Annotated in this window: 8 protein-coding genes; 1 reads left to right on the top strand and 7 read right to left on the bottom strand. The window is 67.0% G+C overall.

What is annotated here, in order from left to right; genetic code table 11:
* Positions 1 to 13 precede the first annotated feature (13 nt).
* From BPODLACK_RS15765 to gltB, 6 genes are all read right to left on the bottom strand, one after another.
* Positions 14 to 1,993, bottom strand: a complete 1,980-nt coding sequence (locus BPODLACK_RS15765) for an ABC transporter ATP-binding protein/permease (protein WP_159405628.1) — start codon at positions 1,991 to 1,993, stop codon at positions 14 to 16.
* Between the two features lie 189 nt (positions 1,994 to 2,182).
* Positions 2,183 to 2,647: a hypothetical protein gene (locus BPODLACK_RS15760; protein ID WP_159405627.1), complete on the bottom strand. Its 465-nt coding sequence runs from the start codon at positions 2,645 to 2,647 to the stop codon at positions 2,183 to 2,185.
* A gap of 11 nt (positions 2,648 to 2,658) precedes the next feature.
* Positions 2,659 to 3,537 carry an acyl-CoA thioesterase gene (locus tag BPODLACK_RS15755; protein ID WP_006437818.1) on the bottom strand — a complete coding sequence of 293 codons (879 nt, stop codon included), beginning with the start codon at positions 3,535 to 3,537 and terminating at the stop codon, positions 2,659 to 2,661.
* 52 nt (positions 3,538 to 3,589) lie between these two features.
* Entirely contained in the window at positions 3,590 to 5,014 is a 1,425-nt protein-coding gene (pyk, locus tag BPODLACK_RS15750) for a pyruvate kinase (protein WP_006437817.1), read from the bottom strand.
* A gap of 193 nt (positions 5,015 to 5,207) precedes the next feature.
* Complete coding sequence (locus BPODLACK_RS15745; protein ID WP_159405626.1) at positions 5,208 to 6,713, bottom strand: glutamate synthase subunit beta; 1,506 nt, start codon at positions 6,711 to 6,713, stop codon at positions 5,208 to 5,210.
* The gene (gene gltB, locus BPODLACK_RS15740; protein ID WP_159405625.1) at positions 6,706 to 11,277 is read right to left on the bottom strand and encodes a glutamate synthase large subunit; all 4,572 of its coding nucleotides are present in this window, start codon (positions 11,275 to 11,277) and stop codon (positions 6,706 to 6,708) included. Before gltB ends, BPODLACK_RS15745 begins: the two co-directional genes overlap by 8 nt.
* Positions 11,278 to 11,818: 541 nt before the next feature.
* Between gltB and BPODLACK_RS15735 the strand changes: the two genes are divergently transcribed.
* Positions 11,819 to 13,006, top strand: coding sequence for an IS30 family transposase (locus tag BPODLACK_RS15735; protein ID WP_375295661.1), 1,188 nt, complete (start codon positions 11,819 to 11,821; stop codon positions 13,004 to 13,006).
* Between the two features lie 46 nt (positions 13,007 to 13,052).
* Here the strand turns inward: BPODLACK_RS15735 and lgt are convergent, their stop codons facing one another.
* Positions 13,053 to 14,921 carry a prolipoprotein diacylglyceryl transferase gene (lgt, locus tag BPODLACK_RS15730; RefSeq protein WP_159405624.1) on the bottom strand — a complete coding sequence of 623 codons (1,869 nt, stop codon included), beginning with the start codon at positions 14,919 to 14,921 and terminating at the stop codon, positions 13,053 to 13,055.
* Positions 14,922 to 15,020: the final 99 nt, after the last annotated feature.

The raw sequence follows: 15,020 nt of genomic DNA, 5'->3' as shown, positions 1-15,020 counted from the left end.
CGAAAACTGCGGGTCAAGACTGTTTGTCTAGCGAAAGACTCGAGTCGACCGGCGACAACGTCCACGCCCCTCCACCGATCAGTTCCAGCACTTCGGTGTGGTGCTGGTCGGTGGTGCTCCGGTGGCTGACCGACACCAGGATCGTCTCCGGGAGCTCGGTCCGGATCAGTTGGTACAGCGCGTATTCGAGGCCCTCGTCGACCGCCGAGGTCGCCTCGTCCATGAACACCGCCTGCGGCTTCGTCAGCAGGATGCGAGCGAACGCGACGCGCTGCTGCTCGCCCGGCGAGAGCACTTTGGCCCAGTCCTCCTCATCGTGCAGACGGTCGACGAGATGCGGCAGGAACACCTTCTCCAGGGCCCGCCTGATGGTGTCGTCGCCGACGTCGTCGGGAAGCGCCGGATAGGCGACCGCGGTCCTCAGATCGCCCAGCGGGATGTAGGGCATCTGCGAGAGGAACAGGGTGTGGTCGCCCGGCGGGCGGGCGAACTCGCCGTCGATGAACGGCCACAGGCCGGCCAGTCCCCGCAGGAGAGTGGTCTTGCCCGAACCCGAACGGCCCTTGATGACCAGCGCGTCACCGGGATCGAGAGAGACGTTGAGTGCGCGGATCAGCTCATCGCCGCTCGGGGTGTTCACATCGATGTCGGCGAGACGCACTGCGCGTTCCCGATCCGTGGTCGTGATCTCGGGCATGGATCGCGACTTGACGTCGGCGTCGGCCAGCCCGTCGAGACGGATGATCGACGCGCGCAGACCGGTGAAGTCGTCATACGCGGTCCGGAAGAAGGAGAGTGCGTCGTGCATCTCGCCGAAGGCCGACGCCGTCTGCTGCATGTCGCCGAGCTTGATCTGGCCGTCGAAGAACCGCGGGATCTGCACCAGATACGGGAACACCACCGCGAGCTGGCTGACGCTGAAGTTCCAGCCGACGAAGGCCATCCGGACATGGACGATCTGCCAGTAGTTCCTGATGACGGCCGCGAACCGGGACATCAGTCCGGAGTGTTCGACCCGTTCTCCGCGATAGAACGCGATGTTCTCCGCACTGTCGCGGACCCGGACGAGCGCGTAGCGGAAATTCGCGGTGAGCCGCTCGTTCCAGAAGTTGAGACGGATGAGCGGTCGACCGATGGCGAACGCCACGACGCTCGTCACCAGCACGTACACGAAAACCAGCCACATCATCATCCGTGGGATCTCGACACCGAGGAGCGTCACCGGCCCCGACAGATCCCAGAGGATCTTCGAGAAGGACACGATCGAGGCGATCGCCGTGAGCACACCGTTGGTCGACGAACCGCCACCGCCCCAGAGCAACGACGATCCGACGGACGCGACGTTGGTGATGTCGGCCTGGATGCGCTGGTCGGGGTTGTCGACACCGGGATGGATGTCGGTCGGCCTGCTCGAGGGCTCCGGTGTGCGGCGGAACCACCTGCGCCGCATGAGTCCCGCACTGAGGTCGACGAAGCGATTGCGGTAGAAGGCGCGTCCGTTCATCCAGTCCGCCGATGCCCCGGCGGTCATCCAGCGGCGGAGGTTGATCTCGAATGCGGCCCCGACGTAGATCTCGATCATGGTGCGCACCACGTGGAGCGACGCGAGGATCGCGAACACCATCATGGAATGCCAGAACGCGTCCTTGCCGGCCTGAAGCAGGTCGGCACCCTGCGGACCGCCTGCCAATCCCTCGGCCGCGGTCTGCAGGCCGGTGAAGAGGTCATTGCTGAAGTACGAGAACAGCACCGTCACCCGCACACCCATCAGTGCGAGCAGGGTGAGCGCCGCGGCCAGCCCCCAGGCCCGCAGTCGCGTGCCGGGCTCGGTGAAGAATCCGCCGATGACGCGCCACAGCGGCCTGCCCCAACGACTGAAGCGGGCGAGCAGGAATCCGATGACGAGAATCGACGCCGCGGAGATCCCGAATGCGATGGCCAGCCACTTCAGGCTGGCCCACACCTCGTTGCCCCAGTCGATGCTGTACTCCACGCACACTCCCTTACCGTCGGACGTCGCAGCCGGGAACGCCGGGCGACATCGCGGCCCGTCTGCACGCGGAGCGTCGAAGATGCAGTCGACACAACGGGTCCGGGCCCAACAATGATCCGGCGCAGTTTAACCCGGCGTTCACCGGCTGTCCGGACAACTGCGGCCCATGTCGCGACGGGTCGGCGGAACTCAGGCGAGGGACCGGAGCACCGCACCCTGTTGGAGGGCGGACGTGGAGACCGGTTGGGAGAAACGATCGCCGACCCGGACGACGTAGCCGGCGTCGGTGAACGTCACGCCGTCGACCTCGAAGGTCAGTTGGCACCCCTCGTCCGCGCGCAGGAAGCGGTCGAGCGAGGTGACGGCGACCTCACCGCCGGCGGCGTCGTAGATCGCGACCTGCGCGCCGCGGACGATGCGTCCGCCGTCGGGCAGCGCCGCGACTTCCGTTGCGCAATCGGCGACGACGCCGCCCTTGGCCGTGAAGGTCGGGGTGGTCAGGAGTCCGACCAGCAGGGCGCCGATCGCAACGGCGGCGAACAGCACCATCGCAATCGTGGTCCCGACGATGACCGGTCGACGCGTCCTGCGCTGCCAGGTCCGGCGTGGGAGGGGCGGGCCGGGATCGAGCCACATCTCCTGGGCTGCAGTCATTTTCGAAGGAGTCACTTCTTGGGCGGGAAGTACTTGATCAACGCTTCCTGCACGACCGACGTCGCGAGGGTGCCGTCACGCATCCAGAATCGTCCCGACCCCATGCCGCGCGAACCCGTCGCCACCGGCGAACGCGTCGCGTACAGCAACCAGTCGTCGAAACGGAACTCGCGATGAAACCACATCGAGTGGTTCACGGTCGCCGCGAACAGCCGGTCGATGCCCCACGACAGTCCGTGAGTGGTGATGATGGAGTCGAGGACCGTGGTGTCGGAGGCGTAACACATTGCGGCGACGTGCATCACGGGGTCATCGGGCATCACGCCGTCGGCCTTCATCCACACCCGGTTGTCGGTGAGCTTGTGCCCGGCCTCCTTGGCCTTCCAGCTCGGATCATTCGCGAAGCGGATGTCGACCGGATGCAGGGCGTTCACGAAGGTGGCGATCCGGTCCTCGAATCCCTTGAAATGCTCTCCGAGAGTGGGCAATTCCTCCGGGTAGGGCACCTGCGGAATCTCCACCGCGTGCTCGAGTCCGGCGGCATTGTCCTGGAAGGCCACCAGCATCGTGAAGATCTCTTCGCCGTTCTGCTTGGCGGTGACCTGACGATTGGCGAAGGACTTGCCGTCGCGGAACCGGTCGACGTGGTACTCCATCGGTTTGGTGACGTCGCCGCCGCGGATGAAGTGTGCGTGTAACGCATGGATCGGCGGGTTGCCGCGCGTCAGGCTGCGGGATGCGGCCACCACTCCCTGCCCGAGGAGCTGCCCGCCGAAGGTGCGTGCGGTGACCTGCTCCGGGTGGTGTCCGATGAACACGTCCTCGTCGCGGCGTTCCACGTCGAGCAGTGCGAGCAGCTTGCCGAGATCCCCGGTCTGTTCCACGGTCATGGCCTTCACCCTAGTGACAGACCCGGGACCTCGGTGTCGGTGGTCGTGCTTGTCAGTGGTCCTGCTCGCCGATGCGGTGGACGTGGATGAGGTTGGTGGAGCCGACGGTGCCGGGCGGGGCGCCGGCCACGATGACCACCACGTCACCCTCGGACAGTCGGCCGATGCGCAGCAACTGATGGTCGACCTGGTCGATCATGTGGTCGGTGGTGTCGACGTTGTTGACGATGAACGTCTCCGTGCCCCAGCTCAGTGCGAGCTGACTCCGTACCTCCTGCGTCGGCGTGAAGGCCAGCAGCGGCAGCCGCGAATGCAGCCGGGCGAGGCGCCGGACGGTGTCGCCGGACTGGGTGAACGCGACGAGTGCCTTCACCTCGAGGCGTTCGCCGATGTCGCGGGCTGCGTACGAGATGACGCCGCGCTTGGTCCGGGGCACATGCGACAGCGGCGGCACGTCACGCGGACCGGACTCGACGGCCCGGCAGATGCGGTCCATCGTGCGGACGGTTTCGAGCGGGTACTTCCCCACCGAGGTCTCGCCGGAGAGCATCACCGCGTCCGCACCGTCGAGGACGGCGTTGGCCACGTCGGACGCCTCGGCGCGGGTGGGTCGCGAGTTCTCGATCATCGAGTCGAGCATCTGGGTCGCGACGATCACCGGCTTGGCGTTCTCACGGGCCATCTGGATGGCCCGCTTCTGCACGAGCGGCACCTGCTCGAGCGGCAGTTCGACGCCGAGGTCGCCGCGGGCGACCATGATGGCGTCGAAGGCCAGGACGATGGCCTCGAGGTTCTCGATGGCCTCCGGCTTCTCCAGCTTCGCGATGACCGGCACCCGGCGGCCCACCCGATCCATGACCTCGTGGACGAGTTCGATGTCGGACGGGCTGCGCACGAACGACAGCGCGATCATGTCGACACCGAGACCGAGTGCGAACTCGAGGTCCGCGATGTCCTTCTCGGACAACGCGGGCACCGAAACGCTCATACCCGGCAGCGACAGACCCTTGTTGTTGCTGACCGGACCGCCCTCGGTGACGGTGCAGACCACATCGTTGCCGTCGATCGACGAGACCGTCAGTCCGACCTTGCCGTCGTCGACGAGGAGCCGGTCGCCCGGGCTCGCATCCTCCGACAGCTGCTTGTAGGTGGTGGAGACGCGATCGTGGGTGCCCTCGACATCGTCGACGGTGATCCGGATCTCCTCACCCGTCTCCCAGACGGTCGCGCCGTCGCAGCCGTCGAAACGACCGAGCCGGATCTTGGGTCCCTGCAGGTCGGCGAGGATGCCGACGGCCTTCTCCGCCGCATCGGAGGCCTTGCGGACGCGCGCGTAGACGGCAGCATGGTCCTCGTGCTTGCCGTGGCTGAAGTTCATCCGGGCCACATCCATACCGCTGGCGACGAGTTCCTTGAGGCGTTCGTCGCTGGAAGTGGCCGGACCCATGGTGCAGACAATCTTGGTTCGCCGAGTCACACCAACACCTTAGTCCCGTCGGTGGAGCATCTCCACGCGCCGTCACAGACGTCATCCAGTGGTCACGTGGTGTTGTCGCTGGTGACGGTGCACTACCTTTCGGTACGGGTTTCGCGTCACACGCGCCGCCCGCGCGTGTTCTCCCCACCCGCCGTCTCGGTCGGCGACCGCGATGGTCCGTCGGCTCCGCTCGTCAGCGCACGGAGAGCGGCAGGGCCGCGGGCCGGACCGGAGAGGGTAGGTCGGATTCACCGACGAGGTACTCGTCCACCGCCCGCGCCGTCGACCGGCCCTCGGCAATCGCCCACACCACCAGCGATGCACCGCGATGCGCGTCCCCACACACGAAAACACCGGGAGCGTCTGTCTGCCAATCACTTCCGCACGAGATGGCGCCCCTCTTGTTGGGTTCGATCGCCAGTCCCGACAGCAGTTCGCCGCGCTCCACACCGGCGAAGCCGATCGCGAAAAGCGCCAGCTCACAGGGGATCTCGAACTCCTCCCCGACCGGTTTGATCTCGCGTCGACCGTCGGCGTCTCGTCGTACCTCGACCTCCGCGAGGACCATGGTGGTGACGTTGCCCTCCTCGTCGCCGAGGAAACGCTGGACGGCCACCTGGTACCTGCGTTCACCGCCCTCGGCGTGCGCACTGGAGGTCCGCATGACCAGCGGCCAGGTCGGCCACGGCGAGCGCGTGTCGTCGCGTTCGTCGGGGAGTTCGGGGTTGTAGTCGAGCTGGACCACCGAGGCCGCGCCCTGCCGGTGGGCGGTGCCCAGGCAGTCCGCGCCGGTGTCGCCGCCGCCGATGATGACGACGTGCTTGCCGGCCGCGGTGATCGGCGACGGGCCGTCGCCCTCGCACTCCCGGTTGGCGGGCACGAGATGTTCCATCGCCAGGTGGACCCCGTTGAGCTCGCGACCGGGCACCGGGTTGTCGCGGGCCTGCATCGCGCCGATGGCCAGGACGACGGCGTCATGTCGCGCCTGCAGGTCGCCGACGGACAGATCGGTGCCGACGTCGCAGCTGGTGACGAACTCCGTTCCCTCGGCGCGCATCTGGGCGATACGACGATCGATGTCGGACTTCTGCAGCTTGTACTCGGGGATGCCGTAGCGCAGCAATCCGCCGAGCCGGTCGTCGCGCTCGTAGACGGTCACGTCATGCCCGGCACGCGTGAGCTGTTGCGCCGCAGCGAGTCCGGCCGGACCGGAACCGACCACCCCCACCGACTTCCCGGTCTTGGACGCCGGCGGTTCGGGTCCGATGACGCCCTCCGCCCACGACTCGTAGGCGATGGTCTTCTCGATGCGTTTGATGGTGACGCTGCCGCCGGTCGCGGACTCGGAGATCGACAGGACACAGGCGGCCTCACACGGCGCCGGGCACACCATCCCGGTGAACTCGGGAAAGTTGTTGGTGGCGTGGAGCCGGCTGCTCGCCGCGTCCCAGCGGCCGCGTCGGACGAGGTCGTTCCACTCCGGGATCAGGTTGCCCAACGGGCAACCCGCGGAACCGGAGTGGCAGAACGGGATACCGCAGTCCATGCAGCGGCGCGCCTGAGTACTGACCTCCTCGAGCACCTTCAGAGGGTTGTCGGCGTGGACGTAGACATCGTCCCAGTCCTGGACGCGCTCGGCGACCGGACGGTACTTCGCTTCTTTCTTCGGGACTTCCAGGAACCCGCGCGGATCAGCCACGTGCCGCCTCCATGATCGCTGAATCGACGTCGCGTCCCTCGGCCTCGGCCATCCTGGCCGCGTCGAGCACGCGCTTGTAATCGGTGGGCATCACCTTCGTGAACGCCAGGCAGCGGCGGGGCCAGTCCGCCAGGATCGAGGCGCCCATCGCCGACCCCGTCAGGTCGGTGTGTCTGGCGACGGTCTCCTTGAGCCATGCCAGATCGTCGGGGTCCGGGCGCATGAGCTTGACCATCGCCATGTTCACCTTGGTCCGGTCGAGGTCGTGCACGTAGGCGATACCACCCGACATCCCCGCCGCCAGGTTGCGTCCCGTCGGTCCGAGGATCACCACGCGCCCGCCGGTCATGTACTCGCACGCGTGGTCACCGACACCCTCGACCACCGCGGTCGCACCCGAGTTGCGAACCGAGAAACGTTCGCCCACGCGGCCTCTCAGGTACACCTGACCCGAGGTCGCGCCGTAGAGGATGGTGTTGCCGGCGATGACCTGGTCCTCGGCCACGAACCACGAGTCGGGATGCGGGGCGACGACGATCTTGCCGCCGCACAGCCCCTTCCCGACGTAGTCGTTGGTGTCACCGGTGAGCTTGATCGTCACGCCGGGCGGCAGGAACGCGCCCAGCGACTGGCCGGCCGAACCCTCCAGCTTCACCACGATCGTGTCCTCGGCCAGGCCCTCGGCGCCATAGCGTCGCGTGACCTCGGCCCCGAGCAGGGTGCCCACGGTCCGGTTGACGTTGCGCACCGGCAGTTCGAGCGTGACCGGGTGGGCGTCCTCCAGCGCACCCTCGGCGAGCTGGATGAGCGTCTGGTCCAGTGCACGGTCGAGTGCGTGATACTGCTCCCGCACCCGACGGCTCGGACCCTTGTCCTCCACCTTGCGGAAGATCGGGGACAGATCGAGTCCTTTCGACTTCCAATGCGCGACCGCGGCGTCGGTGTGCAGACGCTGCGACTGCCCGATGGCCTCGTCGAGGGTCCGGTACCCCAGCTGCGCCAGATACTTCCGCACGTCCTCGGCGATGAAGCGGAAGAAGTTGACCAGGTGATCGACCTGGCCGGTGAACCGCGACCGCAGCTGCGGGTTCTGGGTGGCGACACCCACGGGGCACGTGTCGAGGTGACAGACGCGCATCATGATGCACCCGGCCACGATCAGTGGCGCGGTCGAGAAGCCGTACTCCTCGGCGCCGAGCAACGCCGCCATGATGACGTCTCGGCCGGTACGCAGTGCACCGTCACACTGGACGGTGATCCGGTCGCGAAGTCCGTTGAGCATCAACGTCTGCTGGGCGTCGGCGAGTCCGATCTCCCACGGGGTGCCGGCATGCTTGAGCGAGGTCAGCGGCGACGCACCGGTACCGCCGTCGTGTCCGGAGATCAGCACGACGTCGGCATGTGCTTTCGACACGCCCGTCGCGACCGTCCCCACGCCCACCGCGCTGACCAGCTTGACGTGGATGCGCGCTTCGGAGTTGGCGTTCTTCAGATCGTGGATCAGCTGGGCGAGGTCCTCGATCGAGTAGATGTCGTGGTGCGGCGGCGGCGAGATCAACGCGACACCCGGCGTCGAATGCCGCGTCTTGGCGATCCACGGGTACACCTTGTACGCCGGAAGCTGACCGCCCTCACCGGGTTTCGCACCCTGGGCCATCTTGATCTGGATGTCGGTCGCGTTGATCAGGTAGTCGCTGGTGACACCGAACCGCCCGGACGCGACCTGCTTGACGGCGCTGCGGCGTTCCGGGTCGTAGAGACGGTCGACGTCCTCGCCGCCCTCACCCGAGTTGGACCGGCCGCCGATCCTGTTCATCGCCATCGCGATGGTCTCGTGGGCCTCGGCAGAGATCGAGCCGTAGCTCATGGCACCGGTGTTGAAGCGCTTCAGGATCTCCTCGACCGGTTCCACCTCCTCGATCGGGATCGGTTCGCGCGCATCGAGATCGAATTCGAAGAGACCGCGGAGCGTGCCGCCTTCGCGGGACAGCCGGTCGACCTCGTCGGAGTACTTCTGGAAGATCTCGGCCCGCCCGGTCTTGGTGGCGTGCTGCAGCAGGAAGACGGTTTCCGGGGTGAACAGGTGCAGTTCGCCGTCCCGGCGGTACTGGTACTCGCCGCCGGAGTCGAGTCGGCGGTAGACCTGCTCGGTGGGATTCTCCGGGAAGGCGCGGTGATGACGTATGCGCACCTCCTCGGCCAGTTCGTCGAGTCCCACGCCCTCGATGCGCGACACCGTGCGGGTGAAGTATTCACGCACCACCTCCGACGACAGGCCCACGGCCTCGAAAGCCTGTGCGGCGGTGTAGGAGCTGATCGTGGAGATACCCATCTTGCTCATCACCTTCAGCACACCCTTGCCGAGCGCCTCGAGGTAGTTGCGGATCGCCTTCGACGGGGTGACGCCGGTCAGTTCACCCTCGGCGATGAGGTCCTCGATCGTCTCGAGCGCCAGGTACGGGTTGACCGCGGCCGCCCCGAAACCGATGAGCGTCGCGATGTGGTGGACCTCACGGGCGTCGCCGGATTCGACGACCAGTGCGACCCGGGTTCGCTCCTTGGTGCGCACCAGATGGTGGTGGACGGCCGAGGTGGCCAACAGCGACGGGATCGGCGCGTGGTCGGAGTCGGTGAGGCGATCCGAGATGACGAGCGTGGTGTGTCCCTCGGCGATCGCGTGGCTCGCCCGCTGACGCAGATCCTCCAGCGCGGCCGCGAGGCCGGCTCCGCCCTCGGCCACCTCGTACAGCGCACGGAGCAGCTTGGCCGACGACCCCGGATGATCGCCGTCGTCGTTGATGTGGACCAGCTTGGCGAGGTCGGCGTTGTCGAGGACCGGCCAGTGCAGCATGATCTGGCGGCACGACGCGGCGCTGGGATTCAGCAGGTTCTGCTCAGGACCCATCACGCGGCCCATCGAGGTGACGATCTCTTCGCGGATCGCGTCCAGCGGCGGGTTGGTGACCTGCGCGAACAGTTCGACGAAGTAGTCGTAGAGCAGCCGCGAGCACTGTGACAGGACCGCGACCGGGGTGTCGGTGCCCATCGAGCCGAGCGGTTCGTACCCCGACGCCGCCATCGGCGTGAGCAGCACGCGCAGGTCCTCTTCGGTGTATCCGAAGGACAGCTGCCGGCGGACGACGGTGTCGTGGTTGGGCTGGAAGACCGGGCGTTCGGGCAGCGTGGCGATGTCCACGAGCCCGGCGTGCAACCACTCGTCGTATGCCTCGGCGTTCATCAGCTCGCCCTTGATCTCCTCGTCCGGGATGATCCGCCCCTGGGCCGTGTCGACGAGGAACATGCGGCCCGGCTCGAGGCGCCCCTTGCTGATGACATCGTCGACCGGGACGTCGAGGACACCCGCCTCGGAGGCGAGGATGATCCGGCCGTCGCGAGTCTGCCACCATCGGCCGGGGCGCAGGCCGTTGCGGTCGAGGACCGCGCCGACGACGGTGCCGTCGGTGAAGGTCACGCACGCCGGCCCGTCCCAGGCCTCCATCAGCGACGCGTTGAACTGCAGGAACGCGCGGCGCTTGGGATCCATGTCGGGGACGTTCTCCCACGCTTCCGGGACCATCATCATGACCGCGTGGGGCACGCTGCGACCGCCGAGATGCAACAGTTCGAGCACCTCGTCGAGCGAGGCCGAGTCCGAGGCCTCGGGAGTGCAGATCGGGAAGGCACGCTTGAGGTCGCCGGGGATGAGATCGGTCTCGAGCAGGGCCTCACGGGCGCGCATGCGGTTACGGTTGCCGCGCACCGTGTTGATCTCGCCGTTGTGCGCGACGAACCGGAACGGATGCGCGAGGGGCCACGACGGGAACGTGTTCGTCGAGAACCGCGAATGGACGATCGCGATGGCGCTCTGGCACCGGTCGTCGCGCAGATCCGCGTAGTACAGCGGCAACTGCATCGTGGTGAGCATGCCCTTGTAGACCATGGTGCGGCTCGACAGCGACGGGAAGTACAGGCCGGTACCCGCCTCCTCGACCTCCGGCGTTACCCGCTCGGCCTGCTTGCGGAACGGGTAGATGAAGCGGTCGAGGGCCACGCCGCCGATGCGTTCGTCACCCGGTTCGGGATCGACCGTGACGAAGATCTGCATCATGTACGGCATGCACGCGACGGCGGTCCCGCCGATGTCGGCGTGTTCGTGGTCGACGGGCACATCACGCCAGCCGAGGACCGTGATTCCTTCGTCGGCGGCGAGCGCCTCGACCCGCGCGATCGCCCGCTGTTGCAGGTCCGGGTCCATCGGCAGGAAGCACGTGCCCGCCGCGTAGGTGTGGGAGCCGTCGGCGGCCGGCGCGGGAAGCTCGAAGTCGGCGGTGGCACGCAGCAATTCGTCGGGCAGCTGGATCAGGATGCCGGCGCCGTCACCGCTGTTGGTCTCGGCTCCGGCGGCCCCGCGGTGCTCGAGGTTCTCCAGTGCCAGAAGACCGTCGGCGACGATCGAGTGCGAACGCCGGCCGTGGATGTCGGTGACCATCGCGACGCCACACGAGTCGACTTCGGCCTCCGGGTCGTACAGGCCCTGCTTGGCCGGGAGCGCGGAAAACAGCATCACTACCTCCACTCGATCCGGAAACGGATCGCTGCTGAGTGTCCACTGGGACAGCACTGGCCCGAGGAGTATTGCGCGGCGAGCGAGTGACCGTGCCGAGATCGGTACCGGGCTGATTCGAAACCGTCGCGACCCCGAGGGTCGTTTGCGAGGGTCATGGTGGTCGGTACCGGGCGGTCGGAGATCGCGCGTCGTGAGATTCGATCGTATCCGAACACCACGGGGCACGCCGGTGCTCGAGGCCTGTGATCCTCACGACCGGAATCCGCCCCGGGAAACCACCCTCGACAGGGGCGCCGACGAGAATATGTCGTTCCTGGGCTCAAGTGGTCACTGCAACACCTTGATGGAGGTGGCTGTGGCTGCAAGTGGTGTGCGTGTGAGTGATGGAGTGCGCGAGGGCTTCTTTGATGCGGTCGAGGCGGGTGCCTCGGTCGTGGCTGCGGCGAAGGCCGCTGGGGTGTCAGGGTGCACCGGGTATGCGTGGATGACTGCTAGCGGGCGGTCGCTGCCCTCGGCACGTCCGGGACGGCCTCAGGGAATGTGGCCGCAACAGGTTCACGAGGCTTTCTGGGCGGAGTTGGCGCGCGGAGTGAGTGTCGCGGCGGCCGCGCGTCACGCCGGCGTGTCGAAACGCACTGGCCAGGATTGGTTCACCAAAGCTGGTGGAGTGCATCCCCGAACACAGAATCCGCAGTTGGAAGCAGTGGTGAGCACCGGTCGCGGCCGGCTCAGTTTCCTGGACCGATGTCATATCGAGGAGCTTCTCGAGGCCCGCTACCGGCCTGCGCAGATCGCGGGGCTGTTGGGGCGGGCTCGATCGACGATCACCCGGGAGATCGCCCGCGGGCAGCTCGGCGGCCGCTACCGCGCCCGTCAGGGTGAGAAGGTCGCCGCCCGCCGTCGACGCCGACCCAAACAACCCAAACTGGTGGCGGGCAGCAGACTCTACGCTGAGGTGGTCCGACAGTTGCGCCAGTTCACCAGTCCCGAGCAGATCAGCGGACGCTTGCGCATCGAATTTCCTGACGATCCGGAGATGCGGGTGTCCCACGAAACGATCTACCTCGCCCTCTACGTCCAAGCCAAGGGCAGCTTGAAAGACGAGGTCAAGAAGGGATTACGCACCGGGCGACTGCGCCGCAAACCCCAGGGCCGCCAACCCCGGGGCGGTGGCTCGATCAAGGACGCGGTCTCGATCAGCGAACGCCCCGCCGAAGCCGCCGACCGCGCCATCCCCGGTCACTGGGAAGGCGATCTGATCCTCGGCGCGCACGGCACCTCAGCGATCGGCACGCTGGTCGAACGCAGCACCGGGTTCGTGATGCTGCTGCATCTGCCCGGTGATCACACCGCCGCCACGGTGGCCGCGGCCATGACCGAGGCCGTGCCCAAGATCCCAGAGATCCTGCGCCGGTCGTTGACCTGGGACCGCGGATCGGAGATGGCGCTGCACACTGCCATCACCGCCGCCACCGGACTGCCGATCTACTTCGCCGATCCCTACAGCCCATGGCAACGCGGCACCAACGAAAACACCAACGGACTACTACGCCAATACTTCCCGAAAGGCACCGACCTGTCATTCCACGGGCCAGGCATCCTCGACAACGTCGCCGCCGAACTCAACAACCGGCCCCGCAAACGCCACGGATTCCTCACACCCGCCGAAAAACTCGACGAACTCCTACACTCACACCCAACCGATCCTGTTGCAGCGACCGCCTGAATTCACCGTTGGCTGCTCTCTGGAGGGCGCTTTACTGGGGTCTATTTCAGGGGCGGCGGCGACCGAATCTGGAGGCGACCCGGCGGCGGAAACTGCTCGTGGAGTCGGTCTCCCCGGCGTCTGGTCGGTCTGCGTCGGTCGCTTCCACGTCGGCGTCATCTGGGGCAGCAGATTCTGCGTCACCGGTTTCGGCGGCAGACGACGTCACGTCGCTGTCGGCGACGTCGCTTGCTGCGTCCTCGGATTCGGCGACGCCGCCAGCCTCGGATTCCGTGACCCCGGACCCAGTGGTCTCGGAGTCGGCTACCTCGGCGTCGGCGACCTCGGAGTCGGCTGCCTCGGTCTCCGGCTCGGGTACGTCGGACTCCCCTGCGTCCGAGTCGACCGTGTCCGACTCAACCGTGTCCGAGTCGACCGTGTCCGACTCAACCGTGTCCGACTCAACCGTGTCCGACTCAACGGTGTCCGATTCGACGGTGCCCGACTCTTCCGCGTCAGACCCGACGGCCTCCACATCAGCTGAGTCCGAATCAACTGTGTCCGACGCAGCTGTGTCCGGCTCAGCTGTGCCAGGCGCCGTGTCACCGGTTGGCTGCACGTCGGCGGACTCAGCGCCGGCCTCCGTGACCGCGGTTTCGTCGACCGCGGATTCCTCGAGCGCGGTTTCGTCGACCGCCGATTCGGCAGCCTCGGTGCCGTCGCCGTCCGCGGTCTCGGTGTCGGCCTGCGAGTCGTCCACCGCGCTCGGCTCGGCGTTATCGGCCGCCTGATCGGCGGATTCACCGTCCTGTGCTGTCGCTGTCTCGGCCACCGCCGGTTCGGCACTTCCGGTGGTCTCGGTCGTCTCCGCGCGCTCCGCCGCCTCGGCCTCCTTTGCCTCCTCGGCGATCTCGTCGTCGAGGACGTCCAGGGTGGTGGCGCCTGCTGCCGGCTCGACCTTCTTACCGTCCAGGTCGTCGAGATCTTCGTCGTACCAGTCGTCGACGTATCCGGCGACGCCCTGCTCCTCGAGTTCGGCGGCACGTTCGGGGTGGTACATCTCCAACCCTTGTTCACGTCCCTTGGGCGCGACCACGAAGTAGACGATCGCGCACACGAACACGAGCGCGGCCGTGAAGAGGTTCGGACGGATCCCGGCGATGTCGTTGGCGACGGCGGCACGGTCGTCGCGCAGCATCTCGATGAAGAACCGGCCAAGGCAGTAGCCCGCGATGTAGAGCGCGAACAGGCGACCGTGACCGATGCGGAACCTGCGGTCGATGACCACCAGCAACACCACGATCAGCACGTTCCACAGGAGTTCGTAGAGGAACGTCGGCTGGACGATGGCGACGACGACGCCGTTGGACTTGCCGTCGATCAGGCCCGCGTCGGAGTAACCGGCCTCGTTGACGCGCTCATAGATCTTGAGACCCCAGGGCAGCGTCGTCTCGCGGCCGTACAACTCCTGGTTGAAGTAGTTGCCGAGCCGGCCGATGGCCTGCGCCAACAGGATCGGCGGGGCGATCGCATCGCCGAAGGCGGGCAACCGGATGCCGCGGCGTCGGGCGCCGATCCACGCTCCGACCGCACCGAGCGCGACCGCACCCCAGATTCCCAGACCCCCGTCCCAGATTCGCAGGGCGTCGAGCGGTTCTTTGGGGGCGTCGGCCCCGAAGTAGGTCTTCCAGTCGGTGATCAGGTGGTAGAGACGACCGCCGAGGAGACCGAACGGCACCGCCCAGATCGCGACGTCGAGGACCTCGCCTTCCTGTCCCCCGCGGGCGATCCACCGGCGATTTCCCCACCAGACCGCGACGATGATCCCCGCGATGATGCATAACGCATAGGCGCGCAGCGGGAACGGTCCGAGATCCCACACGCCCTGGGGCGGACTGGGGATGTAGGCGAGCATCGTCGAGGTCGGCGCGTTCACGGTGCAACCCTATCCGACCGGGCCACTCACGCCCGTCGGTCCGGGTGCCGGGTGGCGCGCCTGGCCTCGATACGGGCCCTCTGGTGGCCCCCCGGCCTC

It is taken from the genome of Gordonia sp. YY1 (genome assembly GCF_009872315.1).
Lineage (GTDB): Bacteria > Actinomycetota > Actinomycetes > Mycobacteriales > Mycobacteriaceae > Gordonia > Gordonia amicalis.
Note: the sequence above shows the minus strand (reverse complement) of the source record. Positions and strands in the feature narration are given on the sequence as shown.

Coding starts and splice junctions, on each gene's coding strand:
- BPODLACK_RS15760 (WP_159405627.1), bottom strand. CDS start 2,647: ATGACTGCAGCCCAGGAGATGTGGCTCGATCCCGGCCCGCCCCTCCCA.
- BPODLACK_RS15735 (WP_375295661.1), top strand. CDS start 11,819: ATGTGGCCGCAACAGGTTCACGAGGCTTTCTGGGCGGAGTTGGCGCGC.
- BPODLACK_RS15755 (WP_006437818.1), bottom strand. CDS start 3,537: ATGACCGTGGAACAGACCGGGGATCTCGGCAAGCTGCTCGCACTGCTC.
- gltB (WP_159405625.1), bottom strand. CDS start 11,277: ATGCTGTTTTCCGCGCTCCCGGCCAAGCAGGGCCTGTACGACCCGGAG.